Source organism: Gallibacterium sp. ZY190522, from assembly GCF_054166015.1.
This window is the reverse complement of the sequence record NZ_CM135118.1, coordinates 1,517,211-1,533,986: the sequence shown is the minus strand read 5'-3', so window position 1 is coordinate 1,533,986 and position 16,776 is coordinate 1,517,211. Positions and strand designations below refer to the sequence as shown.

19 protein-coding genes and 1 riboswitch are annotated in these 16,776 nt (G+C 41.4%); of the genes, 7 read left to right on the top strand and 12 right to left on the bottom strand.

Features of this window, described 5'->3' with window-relative positions:
• Position 1 precedes the first annotated feature (1 nt).
• The 9 genes from ACXPAV_RS07450 to ampD form a co-directional block, all read right to left on the bottom strand.
• Positions 2–952 (bottom strand): ABC transporter substrate-binding protein, encoded by a 951-nt coding sequence (locus ACXPAV_RS07450; RefSeq protein WP_458003121.1) that lies wholly within the window; start codon positions 950–952, stop codon positions 2–4.
• 20 nt (positions 953–972) lie between these two features.
• Positions 973–1,617 (bottom strand): thiaminase II, encoded by a 645-nt coding sequence (tenA, locus tag ACXPAV_RS07445; RefSeq protein ID WP_458004404.1) that lies wholly within the window; start codon positions 1,615–1,617, stop codon positions 973–975.
• A 15-nt stretch (positions 1,618–1,632) separates the two neighbouring features.
• Positions 1,633–2,388, bottom strand: coding sequence for an ABC transporter permease (locus ACXPAV_RS07440; protein ID WP_458003120.1), 756 nt, complete (start codon positions 2,386–2,388; stop codon positions 1,633–1,635).
• On the bottom strand, positions 2,388–3,116 hold the full coding sequence (locus ACXPAV_RS07435) for an ABC transporter ATP-binding protein (protein WP_458003119.1): 729 nt from the start codon (positions 3,114–3,116) through the stop codon (positions 2,388–2,390). Before ACXPAV_RS07435 ends, ACXPAV_RS07440 begins: the two co-directional genes overlap by 1 nt.
• Before the next feature lie 87 nt (positions 3,117–3,203).
• Positions 3,204–3,296: riboswitch (TPP riboswitch) on the bottom strand.
• A gap of 221 nt (positions 3,297–3,517) precedes the next feature.
• On the bottom strand, positions 3,518–5,512 hold the full coding sequence (gene tkt, locus ACXPAV_RS07430; protein WP_458003118.1) for a transketolase: 1,995 nt from the start codon (positions 5,510–5,512) through the stop codon (positions 3,518–3,520).
• Positions 5,513–5,714: 202 nt separating this feature from the next.
• Positions 5,715–6,695: a tRNA dihydrouridine(20/20a) synthase DusA gene (gene dusA / locus ACXPAV_RS07425; RefSeq protein ID WP_039155757.1), complete on the bottom strand. Its 981-nt coding sequence runs from the start codon at positions 6,693–6,695 to the stop codon at positions 5,715–5,717.
• A complete protein-coding gene (locus ACXPAV_RS07420; RefSeq protein WP_458003117.1) occupies positions 6,676–8,070 on the bottom strand; it encodes a chloride channel protein in 1,395 nt (464 codons plus the stop codon). The genes dusA and ACXPAV_RS07420 overlap by 20 nt, the downstream gene beginning before the upstream one ends.
• Positions 8,071–8,178: 108 nt before the next feature.
• Positions 8,179–8,514, bottom strand: a complete 336-nt coding sequence (locus tag ACXPAV_RS07415) for a hypothetical protein (RefSeq protein WP_013746603.1) — start codon at positions 8,512–8,514, stop codon at positions 8,179–8,181.
• An 86-nt stretch (positions 8,515–8,600) separates the two neighbouring features.
• A complete protein-coding gene (gene ampD / locus ACXPAV_RS07410; RefSeq protein WP_458003116.1) occupies positions 8,601–9,155 on the bottom strand; it encodes a 1,6-anhydro-N-acetylmuramyl-L-alanine amidase AmpD in 555 nt (184 codons plus the stop codon).
• A 104-nt stretch (positions 9,156–9,259) separates the two neighbouring features.
• Here ampD and ppdD point away from each other — a divergent pair, with 104 nt between their 5' ends.
• The 7 genes from ppdD (at position 9,260) to ACXPAV_RS07375 (ending at position 14,213) form a co-directional block, all read left to right on the top strand.
• Positions 9,260–9,721, top strand: coding sequence for a prepilin peptidase-dependent pilin (ppdD, locus tag ACXPAV_RS07405; protein WP_039148357.1), 462 nt, complete (start codon positions 9,260–9,262; stop codon positions 9,719–9,721).
• A 16-nt stretch (positions 9,722–9,737) separates the two neighbouring features.
• Positions 9,738–11,147 carry a GspE/PulE family protein gene (locus ACXPAV_RS07400; protein WP_458003115.1) on the top strand — a complete coding sequence of 470 codons (1,410 nt, stop codon included), beginning with the start codon at positions 9,738–9,740 and terminating at the stop codon, positions 11,145–11,147.
• 15 nt (positions 11,148–11,162) lie between these two features.
• On the top strand, positions 11,163–12,371 hold the full coding sequence (locus tag ACXPAV_RS07395) for a type II secretion system F family protein (protein WP_458003114.1): 1,209 nt from the start codon (positions 11,163–11,165) through the stop codon (positions 12,369–12,371).
• The gene (locus tag ACXPAV_RS07390) at positions 12,368–13,000 is read left to right on the top strand and encodes a prepilin peptidase (RefSeq protein WP_458003113.1); all 633 of its coding nucleotides are present in this window, start codon (positions 12,368–12,370) and stop codon (positions 12,998–13,000) included. Before ACXPAV_RS07395 ends, ACXPAV_RS07390 begins: the two co-directional genes overlap by 4 nt.
• A 14-nt stretch (positions 13,001–13,014) precedes the next feature.
• On the top strand, positions 13,015–13,647 hold the full coding sequence (gene coaE, locus ACXPAV_RS07385) for a dephospho-CoA kinase (protein WP_458003112.1): 633 nt from the start codon (positions 13,015–13,017) through the stop codon (positions 13,645–13,647).
• Complete coding sequence (gene yacG / locus ACXPAV_RS07380; RefSeq protein WP_018345915.1) at positions 13,637–13,855, top strand: DNA gyrase inhibitor YacG; 219 nt, start codon at positions 13,637–13,639, stop codon at positions 13,853–13,855. The genes coaE and yacG overlap by 11 nt, the downstream gene beginning before the upstream one ends.
• An 85-nt stretch (positions 13,856–13,940) precedes the next feature.
• Entirely contained in the window at positions 13,941–14,213 is a 273-nt protein-coding gene (locus tag ACXPAV_RS07375; protein WP_335798736.1) for a GNAT family N-acetyltransferase, read from the top strand.
• A 64-nt stretch (positions 14,214–14,277) separates the two neighbouring features.
• On the opposite strand, the gene fdhE is transcribed toward ACXPAV_RS07375, so the two are convergent.
• From fdhE to fdxH, 3 genes are read right to left on the bottom strand one after another with little or no spacing between them, the layout of a single operon-like run.
• Positions 14,278–15,201, bottom strand: a complete 924-nt coding sequence (gene fdhE, locus ACXPAV_RS07370) for a formate dehydrogenase accessory protein FdhE (protein WP_021461527.1) — start codon at positions 15,199–15,201, stop codon at positions 14,278–14,280.
• Position 15,202: 1 nt separating this feature from the next.
• The gene (locus ACXPAV_RS07365; protein WP_302508092.1) at positions 15,203–15,862 is read right to left on the bottom strand and encodes a formate dehydrogenase subunit gamma; all 660 of its coding nucleotides are present in this window, start codon (positions 15,860–15,862) and stop codon (positions 15,203–15,205) included.
• Positions 15,863–15,864: 2 nt separating this feature from the next.
• Positions 15,865–16,776, bottom strand: coding sequence for a formate dehydrogenase subunit beta (fdxH, locus tag ACXPAV_RS07360; RefSeq protein ID WP_018345919.1), 912 nt, complete (start codon positions 16,774–16,776; stop codon positions 15,865–15,867).

The window sequence follows — 16,776 nt, the reverse complement described above, 5'->3', positions numbered from 1 at the left end:
TCTACTTAATTTGACGTGCATAATCGGATAAAAGCGGTACTTTTTTAATTAATCCTTGTTGGTGCATAAATTCCGCCATTGTTTGGTAACGGTGTTGATCCAATGCACGTGGCATTAAACTTAAACGAGGCAAAGTATCTTGCCACGCTGCACGATTCAGTGCGTTATCCAATTCTTGCGGTTTATAGCTAATAAATGTTTGCCACGCCTCTTGCGGATGATTGCTGATATAAACGGTCGCCTGTTCAATAGCAGAGAGAAAAGCGGAGAGTTTTGCTTGATATTGAGGGTTGTCTAATTTGTTTTTATTGGCTAATAAAATCAATTCATCATAAATTGGTACACCGTGTTCTTCCGGATAAAAAGCGATTCCCTGTTGTTTTTCTAAACTAAGCTGATTAAGTTCAAAATTACGAAATGCACCGACTACACCATCCACCTGTTTGCTCATCAATGCCGGTGATAATGACCAATTTACATTGATTTTTTCCACTTCATTCGGATTAACGCCGGCGGATTTCAGCATTGTGCCGAGTAAAACCTCTTCAAAACCACTGACCGAATAACCGATTTTTTTGCCTTTAAAATCGGCTAATGTTTTGATATTGCTCTCTTTTAAGGCAATGATACTGTTTAATGGCGTTGCGATTAATGTGGCTATACGCACTAAAGGCAAGCCTTGATCGACATCTAAATAAAGTTGTGGTTGATAACCGACAGCCAAATCACTTTTGCCGGCAGCAACTAATTTTGGCGGCATAGAGGGATCGGCAGGTTCAATGATTTCCAGCTCAATTCCATTTTTCGCAAAAAATCCTTTCTGTTGCGCCACAATGAGGGCGGCGTGATCAGGGTTAACGAACCAATCCAGTTGTAAACTTAATTTTTCAGCTTGCGCAAACCAAGCAAAAAATGAGAGTAAAAATGTAGTAAAAAATAGACGAGTTTTCATAAGATTTCCTCTGATTAATGTTATGAACGATCCAACCCCATTTGCCAAAAGGCAATTTCCATTCGGGTAGCGGTGGTAAAAATATGCTGCAATTTTTGCTGTTGTTGTGGAGAAATGCCGGCGCAAAGTTGTTCCAGCTGTTGAGCAATAGCATTGGTAGCAGCTTGAAACTCCTTGGAGGCATAGGTATCAATCCAAGTCTGATAAGGATTATTTTTCGACTGTGGTAAAGCCGCTAGTCGTTTACCGATTTCTGCATAGCCTAAAGCACAAGGTGCAATCGCAGTATAGAGTTCAGCTAACCCCCCTTGTAAGCCACAATCGAGCATATAACGGGTATAAGCAACGCAAGCAGGTGATTCTGGTGTATTGTCCAGTTCTGTTTTAGAAATTTGCCATTGCTGACAATAATGAATATGTAATTGCACTTCTGCCAAAATATTCTGTAAATCTTGATTAAAAGCAGTAAGTTGCACAAAATGGTGAGATTTATACATTGCTAATGCTAAAGCGCGACTGTAGTGCAACAAATAATGATAATCTTGAATTAGATAGTGTTGAAAGCATTCAAGTGGTAAAGAACCATTTCCTAGTTGTTGTACAAATGAATGTCTGACATAACGTTGCCAATCTGGTTGTGCTTGCTGAATAAATTGTTGTGTAATTGACATCATTTCTCCTTAACGTAATTGCGTTACCCAAGGTAATGCACGGTGCAGTAATTTATCGGTAATAAAAAAGAGTAAAAGTGTGATCGACATTAATAAAAAGAGTGCTGAAAACATTAAATCAACCTGCATACGTGCGTTGGCGTGTAGCATTAGATAGCCTAAACCTTGATTTGCCCCGACCCATTCGCCGATGACTGCGCCAATCGGTGCAATGGAAACGGCTATGCGTAAACCGGATGAGAGCGCAGGTAATGCAGCCGGTAGACGAACTTTAAACAGCATTTGCCAACGAGTAATTTGCATGGTTTGTGCCAGTTCCAACCAAATCTTCGGCGTATTTCTCAAACCGTCATAACAGGCGGCGGTAACCGGAAAATAGATAATTAGAATTGTCATTGCGACCTTTGAAGCCAATCCATAACCGAGCCACAACACCAGCAGTGGCGCAATCGCAAAAACAGGAATAGCTTGAGAAATAAGTAGTAACGGCAATAAAAAAGTAGCAATCCGATTAGATATAGAGAGCAAGATGGCGGAAAACAAGCCAAAAACAAACCCAAGAAACAAGCCAAGAAAAATTTCCAATAGCGTAACCATTGTGTGCTGCCACAACAACTGATGATGGGAAATGAGCTGTTGGAACACATCAGACGGTGTCGGCAACAGATAGTGCGGTAAATTCCAAATAAGAATTGTGCCTTGCCATAACGCTAATAAAAATAGACAGAGCAGAGCTGTTTTTAACAGTGAGGATAGTGAATACATTAAAATTCCTCCTGCAAAAGAGAGAATAACTGTTGGTATATCTGCCAAAATTGCGGTTGTTGCGGAGAATGAACAGCGGTTGAAACTTTTTGTGAGAGAACAACCCGATCAGTTTGTTTTTGTAGAACAAAAATATCATCACATAGTTGTAATGCTTCTTGTGGATCGTGTGTGACCAATAGGATAGTTTTCCCGGCTAATAAGGTTGTCGCAAGTTGATAGAGCTGTTGGCGAGTAACCACATCTAAAGCGGAAAAAGGCTCATCCATTAAGATCAAATCGGAAGATTGCATTAGCGTTCTCGCCAATGCTACACGTTGTCGTTGTCCTCCGGAAAGTTGATAACAAGGCTTATGCTGATAATCCGCTAATTGCACTTGCTCTAGTAGTGATAACGCTTGTTGGCGACTAGCTTTATTTTTTGATCCCTGTAAATGATGTGCCAGTTGTACGTTGTCTAAAACGGAAAGCCAAGGAAACAAGCCATCATTTTGCGCCATAAAAGCAATTTTTTGCTGATGATTCGGACAATGTTTAACTATAATTTTTCCAGATTTTATTGTATTTTGTTCTAATCCGGCAATAGCACGCAATAAAGTTGACTTGCCGACGCCGGAACGCCCAAGAACAGCACTCCAGCGAGAATGAGCAATATTGAAATTAAAGTCGACAAAAAGTGGTTTGTCAGTAAATGACAATGTTAATTGCCGGATTTCTACCGCATTCATTATCAATAACCTGATATCAATGAGTTAATGATAAATAGCAGTAATAAGTAAAAATCAGAAGGGAAATGGGAATAGATAAAAGGTGTAAATGTTGCATAATTAGTTTCCTACGTCAGTGCTAACTGGATCAGGTTCAACGGGTATTTTCTCAGCTGTTAAACAGCACCCCGACTAATGGTCGATTACTTTACAGCGAAATTTTGACAATGGCAACAGATCAATAATGATAAATTTAAGAAAATTGTTGTTTTATGCTATATCAAAACAAAATCGAACTAATATTTGAGCATTTTATCTTTAACTTAGTTAGATAATTGTAAAATGATAAAGTGATTAAAAACGAAAAATCCCCCACTATTTACTAATGGGGGAGTGTTCAATATTAAATCACAAAAGCAAAATTATAGAATTTCTTTCGCTTTAGCAACGACATTATCCACAGTAAATCCGAATAATTTAAATAACTCGCCTGCTGGAGCAGATTCACCAAAGCGGTTCATTCCGACAACACGACCTTCCAAGCCAACATATTTATACCAGAAGTCCGAAATGCCGGCTTCAATTGCAACACGTTTCTTGATGTTGCTTGGTAATACGCTTTCTTTATAAGCGACATCCTGTTTATCAAATACATTCGTGCTTGGCATAGAAACTACACGCACTTTGTGTCCTTCCGCAGTTAATTGTTCCGCTGCTTTCACTGCCAATTCCACTTCTGAACCGGTTGCAATAAAGATTAATTCAGGCGTACCTTCACAATCTTTTAAGACATAAGCACCGCGTCTAACATTGGCAAGTTGTTGGGCGTTACGTTCCATTTGTGTTAAGTTTTGACGAGTGAAAATTAATGCACTTGGGCCTGCAGTGCGTTCAACCGCTGCTTGCCACGCAATCGCAGATTCCACTTGGTCACACGGGCGCCAAGTTTCTAAATTCGGAATTAAACGTAATGTTGCCGTTTGTTCTACCGGTTGATGGGTTGGCCCATCTTCCCCTAAACCAATAGAGTCGTGGGTGTAAACAAAAAGCACACGTTGTTTCATTAACGCTGCCATACGCACTGCATTATGCGCATATTCCATAAACATTAGGAAAGTGGCACCGTAAGGAATAAATCCACCGTGTAGAGCAATGCCGTTCATAATGGCGGACATCCCGAATTCACGCACACCGTAGTTAATATAGTTTCCATCAATCACATTGGCTCGTAATGGTTTTGAACCCGACCATAAGGTTAAGTTTGAACCCGCTAAGTCAGCGGAACCGCCCAAAAATTCAGGTAAGATTTTCGCATAGGCTTCAATCGCATTTTGTGATGCTTTACGGCTAGCGATAGTGGCTGGATTCGCTTGTAACTTTTCAATAAATGCTTGAGATTGTGCTTGCCAATCTGATGGTAATTCTCCGGCTAAACGGCGTGATAATTCAGCTGCCAATTCTGGATATGCTGATTGATAAGCAGCAAAGCGTTGTTGCCATTCCGCTTCTCTTTCTGCGCCTTGTTGTTTTGCATCCCATTCCGCATAAATTTCAGCTGGAATTTCAAATGGTGCATAATTCCAACCTAAATTTTTACGCGTTAATGCAATTTCTTCCTCTCCTAGCGGCGCACCGTGACTGTCGTGAGAATTGGCTTTATTTGGTGAGCCATAACCGATAATGGTTTTACAGATAATTAATGTTGGTTTTGAGGTTTCTGCTTTTGCCACTTCAATAGCGGCTTTAATTTCTGCTGCATTATGACCATCTACCGCAGGAATGACTTGCCAACCGTAAGCCTCAAAACGTTTTTGGGTATCATCAGTAAACCAACCATCAACGTGTCCATCAATGGAGATATTGTTATCATCATAGAATGCGATTAATTTACCTAAACCTAAAGTTCCGGCAAGAGAGCAGGCTTCGTGAGAGATACCCTCCATTAAACAGCCATCACCCAAGAAAACATAAGTGTAATGGTCGATAATATCGTGTCCTGGTCGATTAAATTGACCGGCTAACGTTTTTTCGGCAATCGCCATACCGACAGCATTAGTAATGCCCTGCCCCAATGGCCCAGTGGTGGTTTCTACACCCGGTGCATAACCATATTCAGGGTGTCCGGGTGTTTTAGAATGCAATTGACGGAACTGTTTTAAATCTTCAATTGAAAGGTCGTAACCGGTTAAGTGTAATAAACTATAAATCAACATTGAGCCGTGTCCGTTGGAAAGCACAAAGCGGTCACGATTGATCCATTTTGGATTGTTCGGATTATGAGATAAAAAATCACGCCATAAAACTTCAGCGATATCCGCCATTCCCATAGGTGCGCCTGGGTGTCCTGATTTTGCTTTTTGCACCGCATCCATACTTAAAAAACGAATTGCGTTTGCTAATTCTCGGCGAGTTGCCATATTTTTCTCCTTCTTTGCTAGCTAATTTCGAGTAGATAAGAGCATTTCTCTTAGAAAAACCGCATTTACTTTACCACTATTTTGTCGTGAAGTTGATTGCGTTATCACTTATTTTTGATCTGAATGACTCAAATTCAAAAGCCTGTCCATTCTACGTTATTTTTAGTAAGAAAAGGCAAATCAATGCAATCACTTATTACCGCTATTGCACGAAAGACAGCGCCTTTTCAACCACTTCGATACCGGCGCCGGTTTTATGTGCATTTTCGCTTAAATAACGTCGCCATTGTCTTGCACCGCGTTGATTTTGGAATGCACCCAGCATATGACGTGTGATTGCTCCCAACGGCACGCCTTGTTGTAATTCTCGTTCAATATAAGGAAACATTTTTTCAACCGCTTCTAATGAGGTAACGATTGCTGCATTCGGATCAAACAACGCTTGATCAATATATCCCAATAATTGTGGGTTTTGATAAGCCTCACGCCCAACCATTACGCCATCGACATATTGTAGATGCTGTTGTATCTCTTCAATCGTTTTTATGCCGCCGTTGATCGCAATTTTCAGTTGTGGAAAATCCCGTTTTAATTGATAAACACGCGTGTAATCAAGCGGTGGAATTTCTCGATTTTCTTTCGGGCTTAATCCGGAAAGCCACGCTTTTCTGGCGTGAATAATAAAATCCTGACAACCGACAGCGGCGACTTTTTCAACAAAATCACAAAGAAATTCATAACTGTCGAGATCATCAATGCCGATTCGGGTTTTAACCGTGACCGGAATATTGATGCGTTGCTGCATTGCGTCAATACATTGTGCCACCAAGTCTGCTTTTGCCATTAGACAGGCACCGAAGAAACCGTTTTGCACGCGGTCTGATGGGCAACCGACATTCAAGTTAACTTCACTATAACCACGCTGCTCGGCAAGTGCGGCACAATCCGCCAGTTGTTGCGGATCGCTGCCGCCTAATTGTAGTGCTAACGGCAATTCTTGAGGATGATAAAGCAGATGATCATATTTAGCATAAATGATCGCCGGTGCGGTGACCATTTCGGTGTACAGCAAGGTATGACGACTGAATTGTCGATGAAAAAAACGGCAGTGACGTGTGGTCCAATCCAGCATTGGGGCGACAGAAAATCGCCCACGATAAAAATCAATTTGTGTTGTTGTCATTGGTTTTCTGTTGTTGATTAAATTGTTCTTGAATACGTTGACGGAAGCGTCCCGCCGCAAAATGATAAAACGGTTTAGGGCAAATTTGGCGTGACACGATAGAAGCCATTAAGCTGGTACTGAGCAGCCAGACCAATTCGGGCTGACTTCCTGTCATTTCCATTACAATCACACTGGCGGTCACCGGTGATTGTGTTGCCGCAGCTAAAAAAGCTGCCATTGATAATAACACTAAAAAACGTTGATCAACGATACCGCCGCTCAAATGCCAAATGTTGCTACCGATTGCAGCGCCGGTGGTTAATGCAGGTGTAAAAATCCCACCGGCAATTCCGGACCAGTAAGTAAAGACAGTAGCAAATAGTTTAGCAATGCCGACAGAATTATCTAAAGCCTGATCATTTAATGCTTGAGTAACCACAGCATAGCCGGTGCCGTATGTTTGATGATTGGTGAATGTACCAAGTGCCGCTAATAATAGACCGAGAATAAAGGCAACAATGACAGGATGGCGGCGCACAAAGCCACGCATAAATGCAGGTAAATAAGCAGCAAGCCCTTTACCTAATAGACGCGCGAATAAACCACCGAAGAAACCGCAGATAACGGCAGTAATCAGTAACCACAGCACAATATTTTGTACGCTGTCGGCACCGCGATATTGCGGAAAGTAAGGGTTATTCCCTTGAATCAGTACCAGCATAAAACCGGCGGCAAGAACCCCCAATAATACACGACGTTCCCAACGTAACGGCGTGCCCCTACCGATCTCTTCAATGGCAAAAATAACCCCTGCCAAGGGAGCATTAAATGCGGCTGCCAAACCGCCGGCAGCACCGGTAGCAATTAATTCGTTATAACTCAAGCCTTTAAATGCCAAATTATATTTGCGACAGAATTTCCCCCAAGATAACATTACTGCCGCGCCCACCTGTACCGAAGGCCCTTCACGCCCAACGGATGCGCCGCAACACATCGCCAAAAAGGTGAGCGGAATTTTCCAGACGGTTTGAGCGAAATGTACCAATGTTTCTTTAGGTTTGCCGTGCGGTAAAGCAATAGAAGCGATAACTTGAGGGATACCGCTACCGGCAACATAAGGCGTAAATTTTTGGGTAAACCACGCAAGTGCTGCAATGCCGAAAGGAAGTAAAATCCAAGCAACGATTGGATTGAGATTTACTAAAAAAGTATTAATTTCCAACCCCAATTCAACCAGTTTTGCAAAACCCCAAGAAACAAGTGCCACTAAGAGTGCGCCAAGCAGTAAACAGATAAATTCAATACTTTTGCGGGAAAGACGAGAAGTTTGATGCGTTTTGTGTTTTAAATAATGGCGTAAATGAGAAAAATATTGTTCTAACTGAGAAAGCATAAAAATAGGCTTGAGCAAAATTGACTAAATGGCGGTCATTATAAACAAGAATATTCGAGAATCGAAATGCTTTTGCGGTTTTTTCGTTTCTCGAATATCAACTGTGATTTAAATACAACCGCCACAGCTGCCGCAACGCCAATCATCTTTATTTACGGCTTGATAAAAAAAGCGCATATTTTGTTCTTCAATCGGAATATCTTCCTGAATAAAAACATCGGTTAACCATTCAATATTTTCTAAAATCCAGTCATTTTCATCCAATCCTTCAAGATAAAGCTCATCTTCCGGATCGATAAAATTGTAAATTCCGCGTGTGCCCATATCATGTTCGCGTTTCTCTTCCGGCAAAGTAATGGGTTTGCCTTGATAAGTAATTTCCCAATGTCCTAAACAAAGGGTATTACCTTTCGATGACCAGTGTGCATCAAATGGATTTTCCATATTCGTACCTCTCTGATAAATCGTTGGCGGCAGTATAAGCCCGGATAACGCAGGCTTTAATTACTTAAATGAGGTAAATCACGTGATTATTTGATATAGCTCAATTTTTGTCGGTAATAATGCCAGTTGAAATATTGACCGGGATCGATTTTACGACCGGGCGAAATATCGCAATGGCCAACAATCCGATCGGGCGTAATTAACGGGTAAGTTTGCATAATGGCAGCGGTGACTTCAGCCAAAGTGTAATATTGTTGTTCAGTAAAGGGTTGATTATTGCTTCCCTCCAACTCAATCCCGATAGCAAAATCATTACATTTTTCGCGCCCTTGAAACGAAGATAAGCCGGCGTGCCACGCACGTTGATTAAAATTAACATACTGTTTAATTTCACCGTTTCGTCTGATCAAACAGTGTGCGGAAACCCGTTGTTGATAAATTTCAGCAAAATAGGGGTGAAGCGTCGGATCTAATTTCCCTTGAAAGAAATCATCAATAAAATCGCCTCTAAATTGTTCCGGCGGTAGGCTGATATAGTGAATCACCAGCAATGAAATATCATTAACATCGGGGCGCTGATCAAAATGCGGTGAAGGAATTTGTACTGCATTTTGTAGCGTACCATCTATTATTTTGTACATAAAAATTCTCTTTTTTCGATCAGTATCACAATATTTTAACGAGTTTCTAGGCTAATGAAGCTGTTTTTGTCATTTTTTAGCAAATTTTTTTGCGAGGAGCTGATATGAAAAAACGTGAACAACTAAAGGCGAATTATGCCGGATTTACTTTAATTGAATTGATGATCGTCATTGCGATTATTGCCGTGTTGGCAACCATTGCCATTCCCTCTTATCAAAATTACACCAAAAAGGCGGCAATATCAGAATTGATTCAAGCCTCTTCACCCTATAAGGCGGAAGTTGAGCTCTGTATTTATAACACTAAGAGTAAAGCAAGCTGTAACGCCGGTCAAAACGGCATTCAGGCGAAGCCGTCTAATATGGATAAATTTAAATATCTTAAAGAGGTTAATGTGGCTGCCGGTGTTATTTCTGTTTCCGGTAAATCCAGTCTGGAGAACATCAGTTATACGATGACACCAAGTGATGGCAATAACGGTGAATTAATTGATTGGAGTGTAACTTGTAGCGGTGATAATGGACTGTTTCCGGCAGGGTTTTGTAGCAATACTTCTGCAAATTAATTAGGGAGCAGCGAAAATGGGCTATTGTGTAAAGGCATTGGATTCGGAGCTGCTGTTTGAAATTTCAGAATTGCAATGGCAGAAGAATCAACAGCAATATGAACTGTTATTGCGTTATTTAGCGGTACCGTTGCAGGAACAAGCGCAACAGTTATGGTTAGCGGTTGAGTCTTTCGATAATTTAGCAGCCTGCGAGACCTTCGCTTTTCTTTCCGGCAAACAGATTGAGCCGGTTGCGATCGGACAAACTGCACTGAAACAGTTATTACAGCAGTTGCAACCCGGAACGGCGACAAATCAAGTGCAAGAATCACAACTGCATAGTTATCAGCAAAATGATATTGTCGCAAAATCGGATGAAATTGCGGAAGTTGATGCACAAGAGCCGATTATTCAACTATTCAATCAATTATTGGAATCAGGTTTGCAATATTCCGTTTCTGATATTCATCTTGAGCCGTTACGTCAGGAGTTCCAGATCCGTTTTAGAATTGACGGCGTATTACAACGGCATCAGGTGCTGACATTGTCAATAGGTCAACGCTTAAACTCACGCCTAAAATTGTTGGCAAAACTGGATATTAACGAATTACGCTTGCCGCAGGATGGTCGTTTTCGTTTTAAAACCGCATTCGGTGAAACATTAGATATTCGGTTATCTTCTCTACCGACACAATATGGTGAAAAAATCGTATTACGATTGCAACCTAACACACCGGTGTTTGATGATTTTACCGAACTGGGAATGACAAACGAGCAGGCTGTGCTGTTCCGGCAAGCGTTATCTCAACCGCAAGGATTAATCTTGGTTACCGGACCGACCGGAAGTGGTAAAAGTTTGACATTATATAGCGGTTTACATTTTTTAAATCAGGAAAGTCGCCACATTCTTACGGCGGAAGATCCGATAGAACTGCAATTAAACGGTATTATTCAGACCCAAGCAAATGCCGCAATCGGGTTAACTTTTGCGACATTATTGCGGAGTTTTTTACGCCAAGATCCGGATGTCATTATGGTTGGGGAAATTCGAGATCAGGAAACGGCAGAGATAGCATTACGCGCGGCACAGACGGGACATTTAGTGTTATCGACACTGCATACCAATACGGCAATCGGTGCAATTTCCCGATTGCAGCAGTTGGGAATTGCGCAACACGAATTGGAAAATTCATTATTGCTGGTGGCGGCACAACGTTTAGTCCGCAAACGTTGCACCTTATGCCAAGGTGATAAATCTCAGCAATGCGATTGTGTTGACGGTTATCGCGGACGAACCGGCGTTTATCAACTGTTACATTATCAGCAACAACAAATTCAAATGGATTATCCGACATTATTGGCGGCAGCACAGCTGAAATTACAGCAACGGATCACGACAACAGCAGAGGTTGAACGCGTCTTCGGCAAGACGGAGAACAGCTAAAAATGGAGAAAAACAATGCCGGAATATCGTTGGAAAGGAAAAGATCAATTTGGTAATAGCGTCAAAGGAGTATTGATTGCGGACGATCGGGAACAGGCACGTCAACGCCTTTTTGCACAAGGGATCTTTTTATCCTCATTAAATAAAAATTGGCAATTTTTCTCCACACTAACATTAGAGAAACAAGCTGAATTTTTATTGCAGTTCGCATTATTGTTGCAGGCAGAGATACCGTTGAAACCGGCGTTGCAGATGTTACAGGAAAGTTGTGATTCAACCTCTTTATACCAACTGATAGGGCGGTGCTTAACCGCATTGAACAGTGGTTTTTCATTATCAACGGCATTAAAAAATGAAAAGCAATTTTTATCGGAACAGGAGTGGCAATTGTTATACAGCGGTGAAATCAGCGCACAATTGGCAAAGGTAATGAAACAATTAGCGGATAATAAATTGCGACAACTAAAGTTACGGCAGCAGATGAAAAAAATAATGTTTTATCCGTTAATGATGTTGTCGGTGTCAATGTTATTAACGGTGTTATTGCTGCTCTTTATTGTGCCTAAATTTGCTGATTTATATGATCAACAACAGCACGCCTTACCGTTGATTACACAAGTTTTATTACAGAGCTCGCAATTTTTGCAAAATTATCTGTGGCAATTATTGGCGGTATTTGTCGTAGGCATTGTGGTGCTACGGTGGTGTTATCTGATGTTTCCTTCATTACGTCGGCAATTATTGAAATTGGCTTGTTTAGTGCCGTCAATTCAGCGGCTTTATTTGCAGTTACAACAAATTCAGTTTTATACCATTCTCTCTTCAATGTTAAATTCAGGCATAACCTTGCAACAGAGTTTAGCCACCTTTGTGCCTCAATCCGGTTATCAACGAAGCCGAGCAGCAACAGAATCCATTTTAGCGATCGAAGCACAGCAATGTTTACAGAGCTTGCAGGCAGGGCAACGATTTTCTTCAGGGTTGAGCAGTCGCTTTATTCCCTATCAGGCAAAACAGATGATTATTATCGGTGAAAATAGCGGCAATTTGGTGCAGATGTTGCACTATTTAGCGGAACAGAGCCAACAAAATTTATCTAATCAAGTGGAGGTGTTTTCTAAATTATTGGAGCCGATATTAATGTTAATAATCGGCTCGATTATTGGTGTGGTTATTGCCGGTATGTATCTGCCGATTTTTAATATGGGCAATGTGGTTTTATGATGGTTGCGGTTTTATTGTTGTTGAGTGTTGCTTTCTTCTGTTGGCATCAACAACAGCACGCTATTTTGTCTGAAAAATCTTCAGTTTGTTTTAACGTGGAGAGCAGCTTGCATCTTCTTTGCTACTTACTGATTGCACTAGCCTGTTATTTTTTAACGATGAAGAGTTGGGTAGCGTGGTTGTATTATGTGCTTTACTCCGTATGTTATCAGGTCGCAATATTGGATTATCAATATCAGCGAATTTCTGTGATCCACTGTTATTTATTGTTGGTTTGCGCATTATTGTTGGCAGCGTTTGAAATAAGTTCACTAGCACTTTTTGATGCGGTGATTAGCTTTTCTACCGCTTTTGTTTCCGGATTATTGCTTTATCTTTTGTTATATTTAAGCGGAAAAACAAACGCATTAGGGCTCGGTGATGTTTTATTATTCCCCTCGTTAGCGTTATTGATTTCAGTATATTTTCTTCCCTATCTGTTACTCATATCCAGTATAATAGCCATACTGCACTATTTACTTTTAAGCGGTGGTCGAGGGCGTTATATCCCCTTTGCACCGAGTTTGGTGATTGCAGCGTTAAGTCTATTTTTATTACAGGAGAGCGGCAAACTCTCTTTTTTAAATTAAGTGGAGTGTAATGAATGAGTTATGTGGTCGGGCTGACCGGCGGTATCGGCTGCGGCAAAAGCACGATTGCCGATCTGTTTACGGAACTCAATGTGCCGATAATTGATGCCGATATTGTGGCTCGTCAGGTGGTGGAAAAAGGTTCTCCACTGTTGACAAAAATTGCGGAACATTTTGGTTCGGAGATATTAACTGCCGAAGGGGCATTGGATCGTAGTGCGTTGCGGCAAAAAGTATTTAATGACGAAGCGCAGAAACAGTGGCTTAACCAGTTGTTACATCCGGCAATCAGAGAGGAAATGTTGCGACAATTACAGCAACAAACAGCACCTTATGTATTATGGGTTGTGCCTTTGTTGTTGGAAAATCATCTGCAGCATTATTGTGATCGTATTTTAGTGGTTGATGTCAGTGAAGAAACCCAGTTGCAACGGGCAATCCGACGTGATCAAAATTCAGCAGCATTGATTAGAAAAATTATGCAATCACAAGTTTCACGTCAACAACGTTTAGCAGAGGCGGATGATGTTATCAGTAATGAACAGCAGTTAACGCCGGAAAATCTACAAACGTTAAAAAATGAAGTGCAGCAGTTGCATCAAAAGTATCTACGATTAGCACAAACAGAGGTGAAAGATGTCAGATAAAGTGAGTGAAAAAGAAGAGATATTTACTGTTCCTTGCCCGATTTGCCACAAAGAGGTGGAATGGTCGGAGAAAAGCCCTTATCGTCCGTTTTGTAGTAAGCGTTGCCAATTAATTGATTTAGGCGAATGGGCGGCGGAAGAGAAGAAAATCCCGACCGAAGAGAGCCCATTTACCACTGAAATTGATCAGGCTAAATATATGAGCTGATTTGTCGTTGAGAACAATGAATTTTTATTGAGCATTTATGCTGTTTTGTTCGATTTTAAACCAGCTAAAAACGAGGGAATAAAAGATGGAGTTGGAAATTCAACATCAGGATAATGGGAAACAAGGGCGTTTTTTTATTGAGAAACAGCATCAGTGTGTCGCATTTTTGAGTTATGTTTATCTGAATGAAACGATGATTAATGCTGATCATACTTTCGTTGATGTGAGTTTACGTAATCAAGGTGTAGGAGATAAATTAATTCAAGCGTTGCGGCATTTTATTGCTGAGAAAAATTTAAAACTCAAGGCAAGTTGTGGTTATGTGGCGGCAAAATTAAGAAAGGAATTAGTAGAATAAATTTGAGGAAATAGGGGCTTTGCCGCAAAGATGAAATCTAATGACAAAGCCTTTTTATTAGCATTTAACCGACTGGAAAGAGCAACGGATTAATGCCGCTACGAGCATAGCCTTTTTCTTCCATTTCATTGTCGAGCAACAAGGTTGCCAAGTCATCTGCCGCCGGTTCAACATTAGGATCTTTATCTTGATATAACACCTTCAAATAGCTGTGGCAATCATCGCAGCTTTCCGCTTTGACCGCCGCATATTCGCTATCAAGTGACCAATAATCGATATGTGCAGTTTGTTCGCAATTTGTACATTTACTGCGCACAATATTCCATTCGCTTTCACACAACGCACAATGTACATAACGCAAGCCTTGTGTTGTGCCGAAATGAACCACACTGGTGATTGGTGCTGAACCGCATACCGGGCAGAAATGGCGATGTTCACCGAGTTCCGCATTAGCGTGATGTGGAATTTGTTGCACTAATTGTACCCAATAAAGATTTAAAGCTGCCCACACAAAAATTGCCTGATCACTGCTTACCGCTTCAAATTCACTGTTCAATAGATGATCAGCAATTTGTTCACGTTGTTGCATAGACATTTTTTCTAATGTTTCGATGGTATCGGCAATGACACCATCGGCAAAACTTTTACACTCTTCAAGTAGATGAGTGAGTAGCGTTTGCCAAACAGCATCACGTTTCCAGTTTTTGAAATGTAATGGCTGTGAGGCGAGAACTTCTGCGCTTAGAACCTCTTTATCTAAACGAGGATCTTTTGCGATAGGTTGTTCTTGTAATAATCTTAGCTGTACATCAACAATTTTTGCGGTGAATTGCAAATAATCTTTGAAAGGACTGTTTTCCGCTAATTGACGTAAGCGTTTCGCTCGACGTTGATATAAATTTTTAGGATTCGCGAAAAGAAGCGGGGGGCTGTTTAGCCCCTCCGCTGCCTGTTTGATTTCGCTTTCCGGTAGGATACGAATACTCATATTATTGTTTTTCCTGTTGTTCTTCTCGTTCTAAAATCGGTTTGATTTCTTCACGGAACCAACGTGGGTGATGTTTTTTCGCCCAACGTGCAGTAACAGTACCGACAAGCATTCCGGTAATTGACCCTTTCACCCAAATCGCCATATAGATATGGACCATAATGCCGAGGATTAAAGCGATTGCACTGCAAGCGTGTAATAAAATCGCAACACGGATAACAGGAATTGGGAATGATGGCGCGAAATAAGGTCGCCACATAATTATTCCGGTCACTAACAACAGCAATAATGCGCCGATGAGCGTCCAGAAAAGCAATTTCTGTCCCATATTGTAGTGACCGACATCAGACACGTGGTGTTCGTTGCCTTTCAACACTTCCACCACATTTAACAGCCAACGCCAGTCGCCTTTTTCGATTAAATTGTCACGCCAATAGGTTTTAAACAACACCATAAAAGCCGCAATCATAATTAATCCGGTAAATGGATGCACAATTCTTGCCAGTTGCGGTGTACCAAGAATATCAGCAATCCAAGAGAAGTCTTGGAAGAAGAATGAAAGCCCGGACAATCCTGTTGTGAAAAAACAGAAAACAACAAGCCAGTGACTTAAACGTTCTTTGGTATTATGGCGTAACACTTTTTTGTTTAAATCTACCATCGTTATTTCCCTCCTTTTTCATCATTTTCGTGCGGATCAAGCGGTTTTTCTTCATCCATCTCTTCAGTGTTTGGACCTATTGCAATGTAGTGAGCTGCCGCACCTACCGCTAATGCGCCCATTGCCACTCCGGCAAGTGGTTTAAGAATGCCTTTCCAGAGCGAAACCACTTCGCTGATATGTGGATCTTTTGGTAAACCGGAATAGAGTTCAGGACGATCAGCGTGGTGTAGCACATACATTACGTGAGTACCGCCAACACCTTGAGGATCATAAATACCGGCATTTTCATAGCCACGGCTCTTAAGATCCGCTACGCGTTTTTCAGCATATTCCAACATTTCCTGTTTGCTACCGAAATGGATTGCACCGGTCGGACAAGTTTTCGCACAAGCCGGAGCCTGACCGACACTGACACGATCAGAACAAAGCGTACATTTATAAGCACGATTATCTTCCGGATTGATACGAGGAACGTTAAATGGACAACCGGCAATACAGTAACCACAACCGATACATTTATCAGATTGATAGTCAACAATACCGTTTGCATACTGAATGATAGCTCCCGGCGACGGGCAAGCTTTCAAACAGCCCGGTTCGGCACAATGCATACAACCGTCTTTACGGATTAACCATTCAAGACGATCATTTTCTTCAACTTCGTTGAATTTCATCACTGTCCAAGCTTTTGGCTCTAAATCAACCGGGTTGTCGTAACTACCGACACATTCACCCGGTTCGGCACGTAGATTGTTCCATTCGGAACAAGCCACTTGGCACGCTTTACAACCGATACAGGTTGTTACGTCAATTAATTTTGCCACCTCTACCGTGTGATCACGCACTTGTGGTGCCGGTGTTAGCGCTGAAGTGGCTGAGGCGCGGATAATATCTTGAGTTTGAACTGCCAT

Coding starts and splice junctions, on each gene's coding strand:
- ACXPAV_RS07450 (WP_458003121.1), bottom strand. CDS start 952: ATGAAAACTCGTCTATTTTTTACTACATTTTTACTCTCATTTTTTGCT.
- ACXPAV_RS07440 (WP_458003120.1), bottom strand. CDS start 2,388: ATGTATTCACTATCCTCACTGTTAAAAACAGCTCTGCTCTGTCTATTT.
- ACXPAV_RS07435 (WP_458003119.1), bottom strand. CDS start 3,116: ATGAATGCGGTAGAAATCCGGCAATTAACATTGTCATTTACTGACAAA.
- tkt (WP_458003118.1), bottom strand. CDS start 5,512: ATGGCAACTCGCCGAGAATTAGCAAACGCAATTCGTTTTTTAAGTATG.
- dusA (WP_039155757.1), bottom strand. CDS start 6,695: ATGACAACAACACAAATTGATTTTTATCGTGGGCGATTTTCTGTCGCC.
- ACXPAV_RS07420 (WP_458003117.1), bottom strand. CDS start 8,070: ATGCTTTCTCAGTTAGAACAATATTTTTCTCATTTACGCCATTATTTA.
- ACXPAV_RS07415 (WP_013746603.1), bottom strand. CDS start 8,514: ATGGAAAATCCATTTGATGCACACTGGTCATCGAAAGGTAATACCCTT.
- ampD (WP_458003116.1), bottom strand. CDS start 9,155: ATGTACAAAATAATAGATGGTACGCTACAAAATGCAGTACAAATTCCT.
- ppdD (WP_039148357.1), top strand. CDS start 9,260: ATGAAAAAACGTGAACAACTAAAGGCGAATTATGCCGGATTTACTTTA.
- ACXPAV_RS07400 (WP_458003115.1), top strand. CDS start 9,738: ATGGGCTATTGTGTAAAGGCATTGGATTCGGAGCTGCTGTTTGAAATT.
- ACXPAV_RS07395 (WP_458003114.1), top strand. CDS start 11,163: ATGCCGGAATATCGTTGGAAAGGAAAAGATCAATTTGGTAATAGCGTC.
- ACXPAV_RS07390 (WP_458003113.1), top strand. CDS start 12,368: ATGATGGTTGCGGTTTTATTGTTGTTGAGTGTTGCTTTCTTCTGTTGG.
- coaE (WP_458003112.1), top strand. CDS start 13,015: ATGAGTTATGTGGTCGGGCTGACCGGCGGTATCGGCTGCGGCAAAAGC.
- yacG (WP_018345915.1), top strand. CDS start 13,637: ATGTCAGATAAAGTGAGTGAAAAAGAAGAGATATTTACTGTTCCTTGC.
- ACXPAV_RS07375 (WP_335798736.1), top strand. CDS start 13,941: ATGGAGTTGGAAATTCAACATCAGGATAATGGGAAACAAGGGCGTTTT.
- fdhE (WP_021461527.1), bottom strand. CDS start 15,201: ATGAGTATTCGTATCCTACCGGAAAGCGAAATCAAACAGGCAGCGGAG.
- ACXPAV_RS07365 (WP_302508092.1), bottom strand. CDS start 15,862: ATGGTAGATTTAAACAAAAAAGTGTTACGCCATAATACCAAAGAACGT.
- fdxH (WP_018345919.1), bottom strand. CDS start 16,776: ATGGCAGTTCAAACTCAAGATATTATCCGCGCCTCAGCCACTTCAGCG.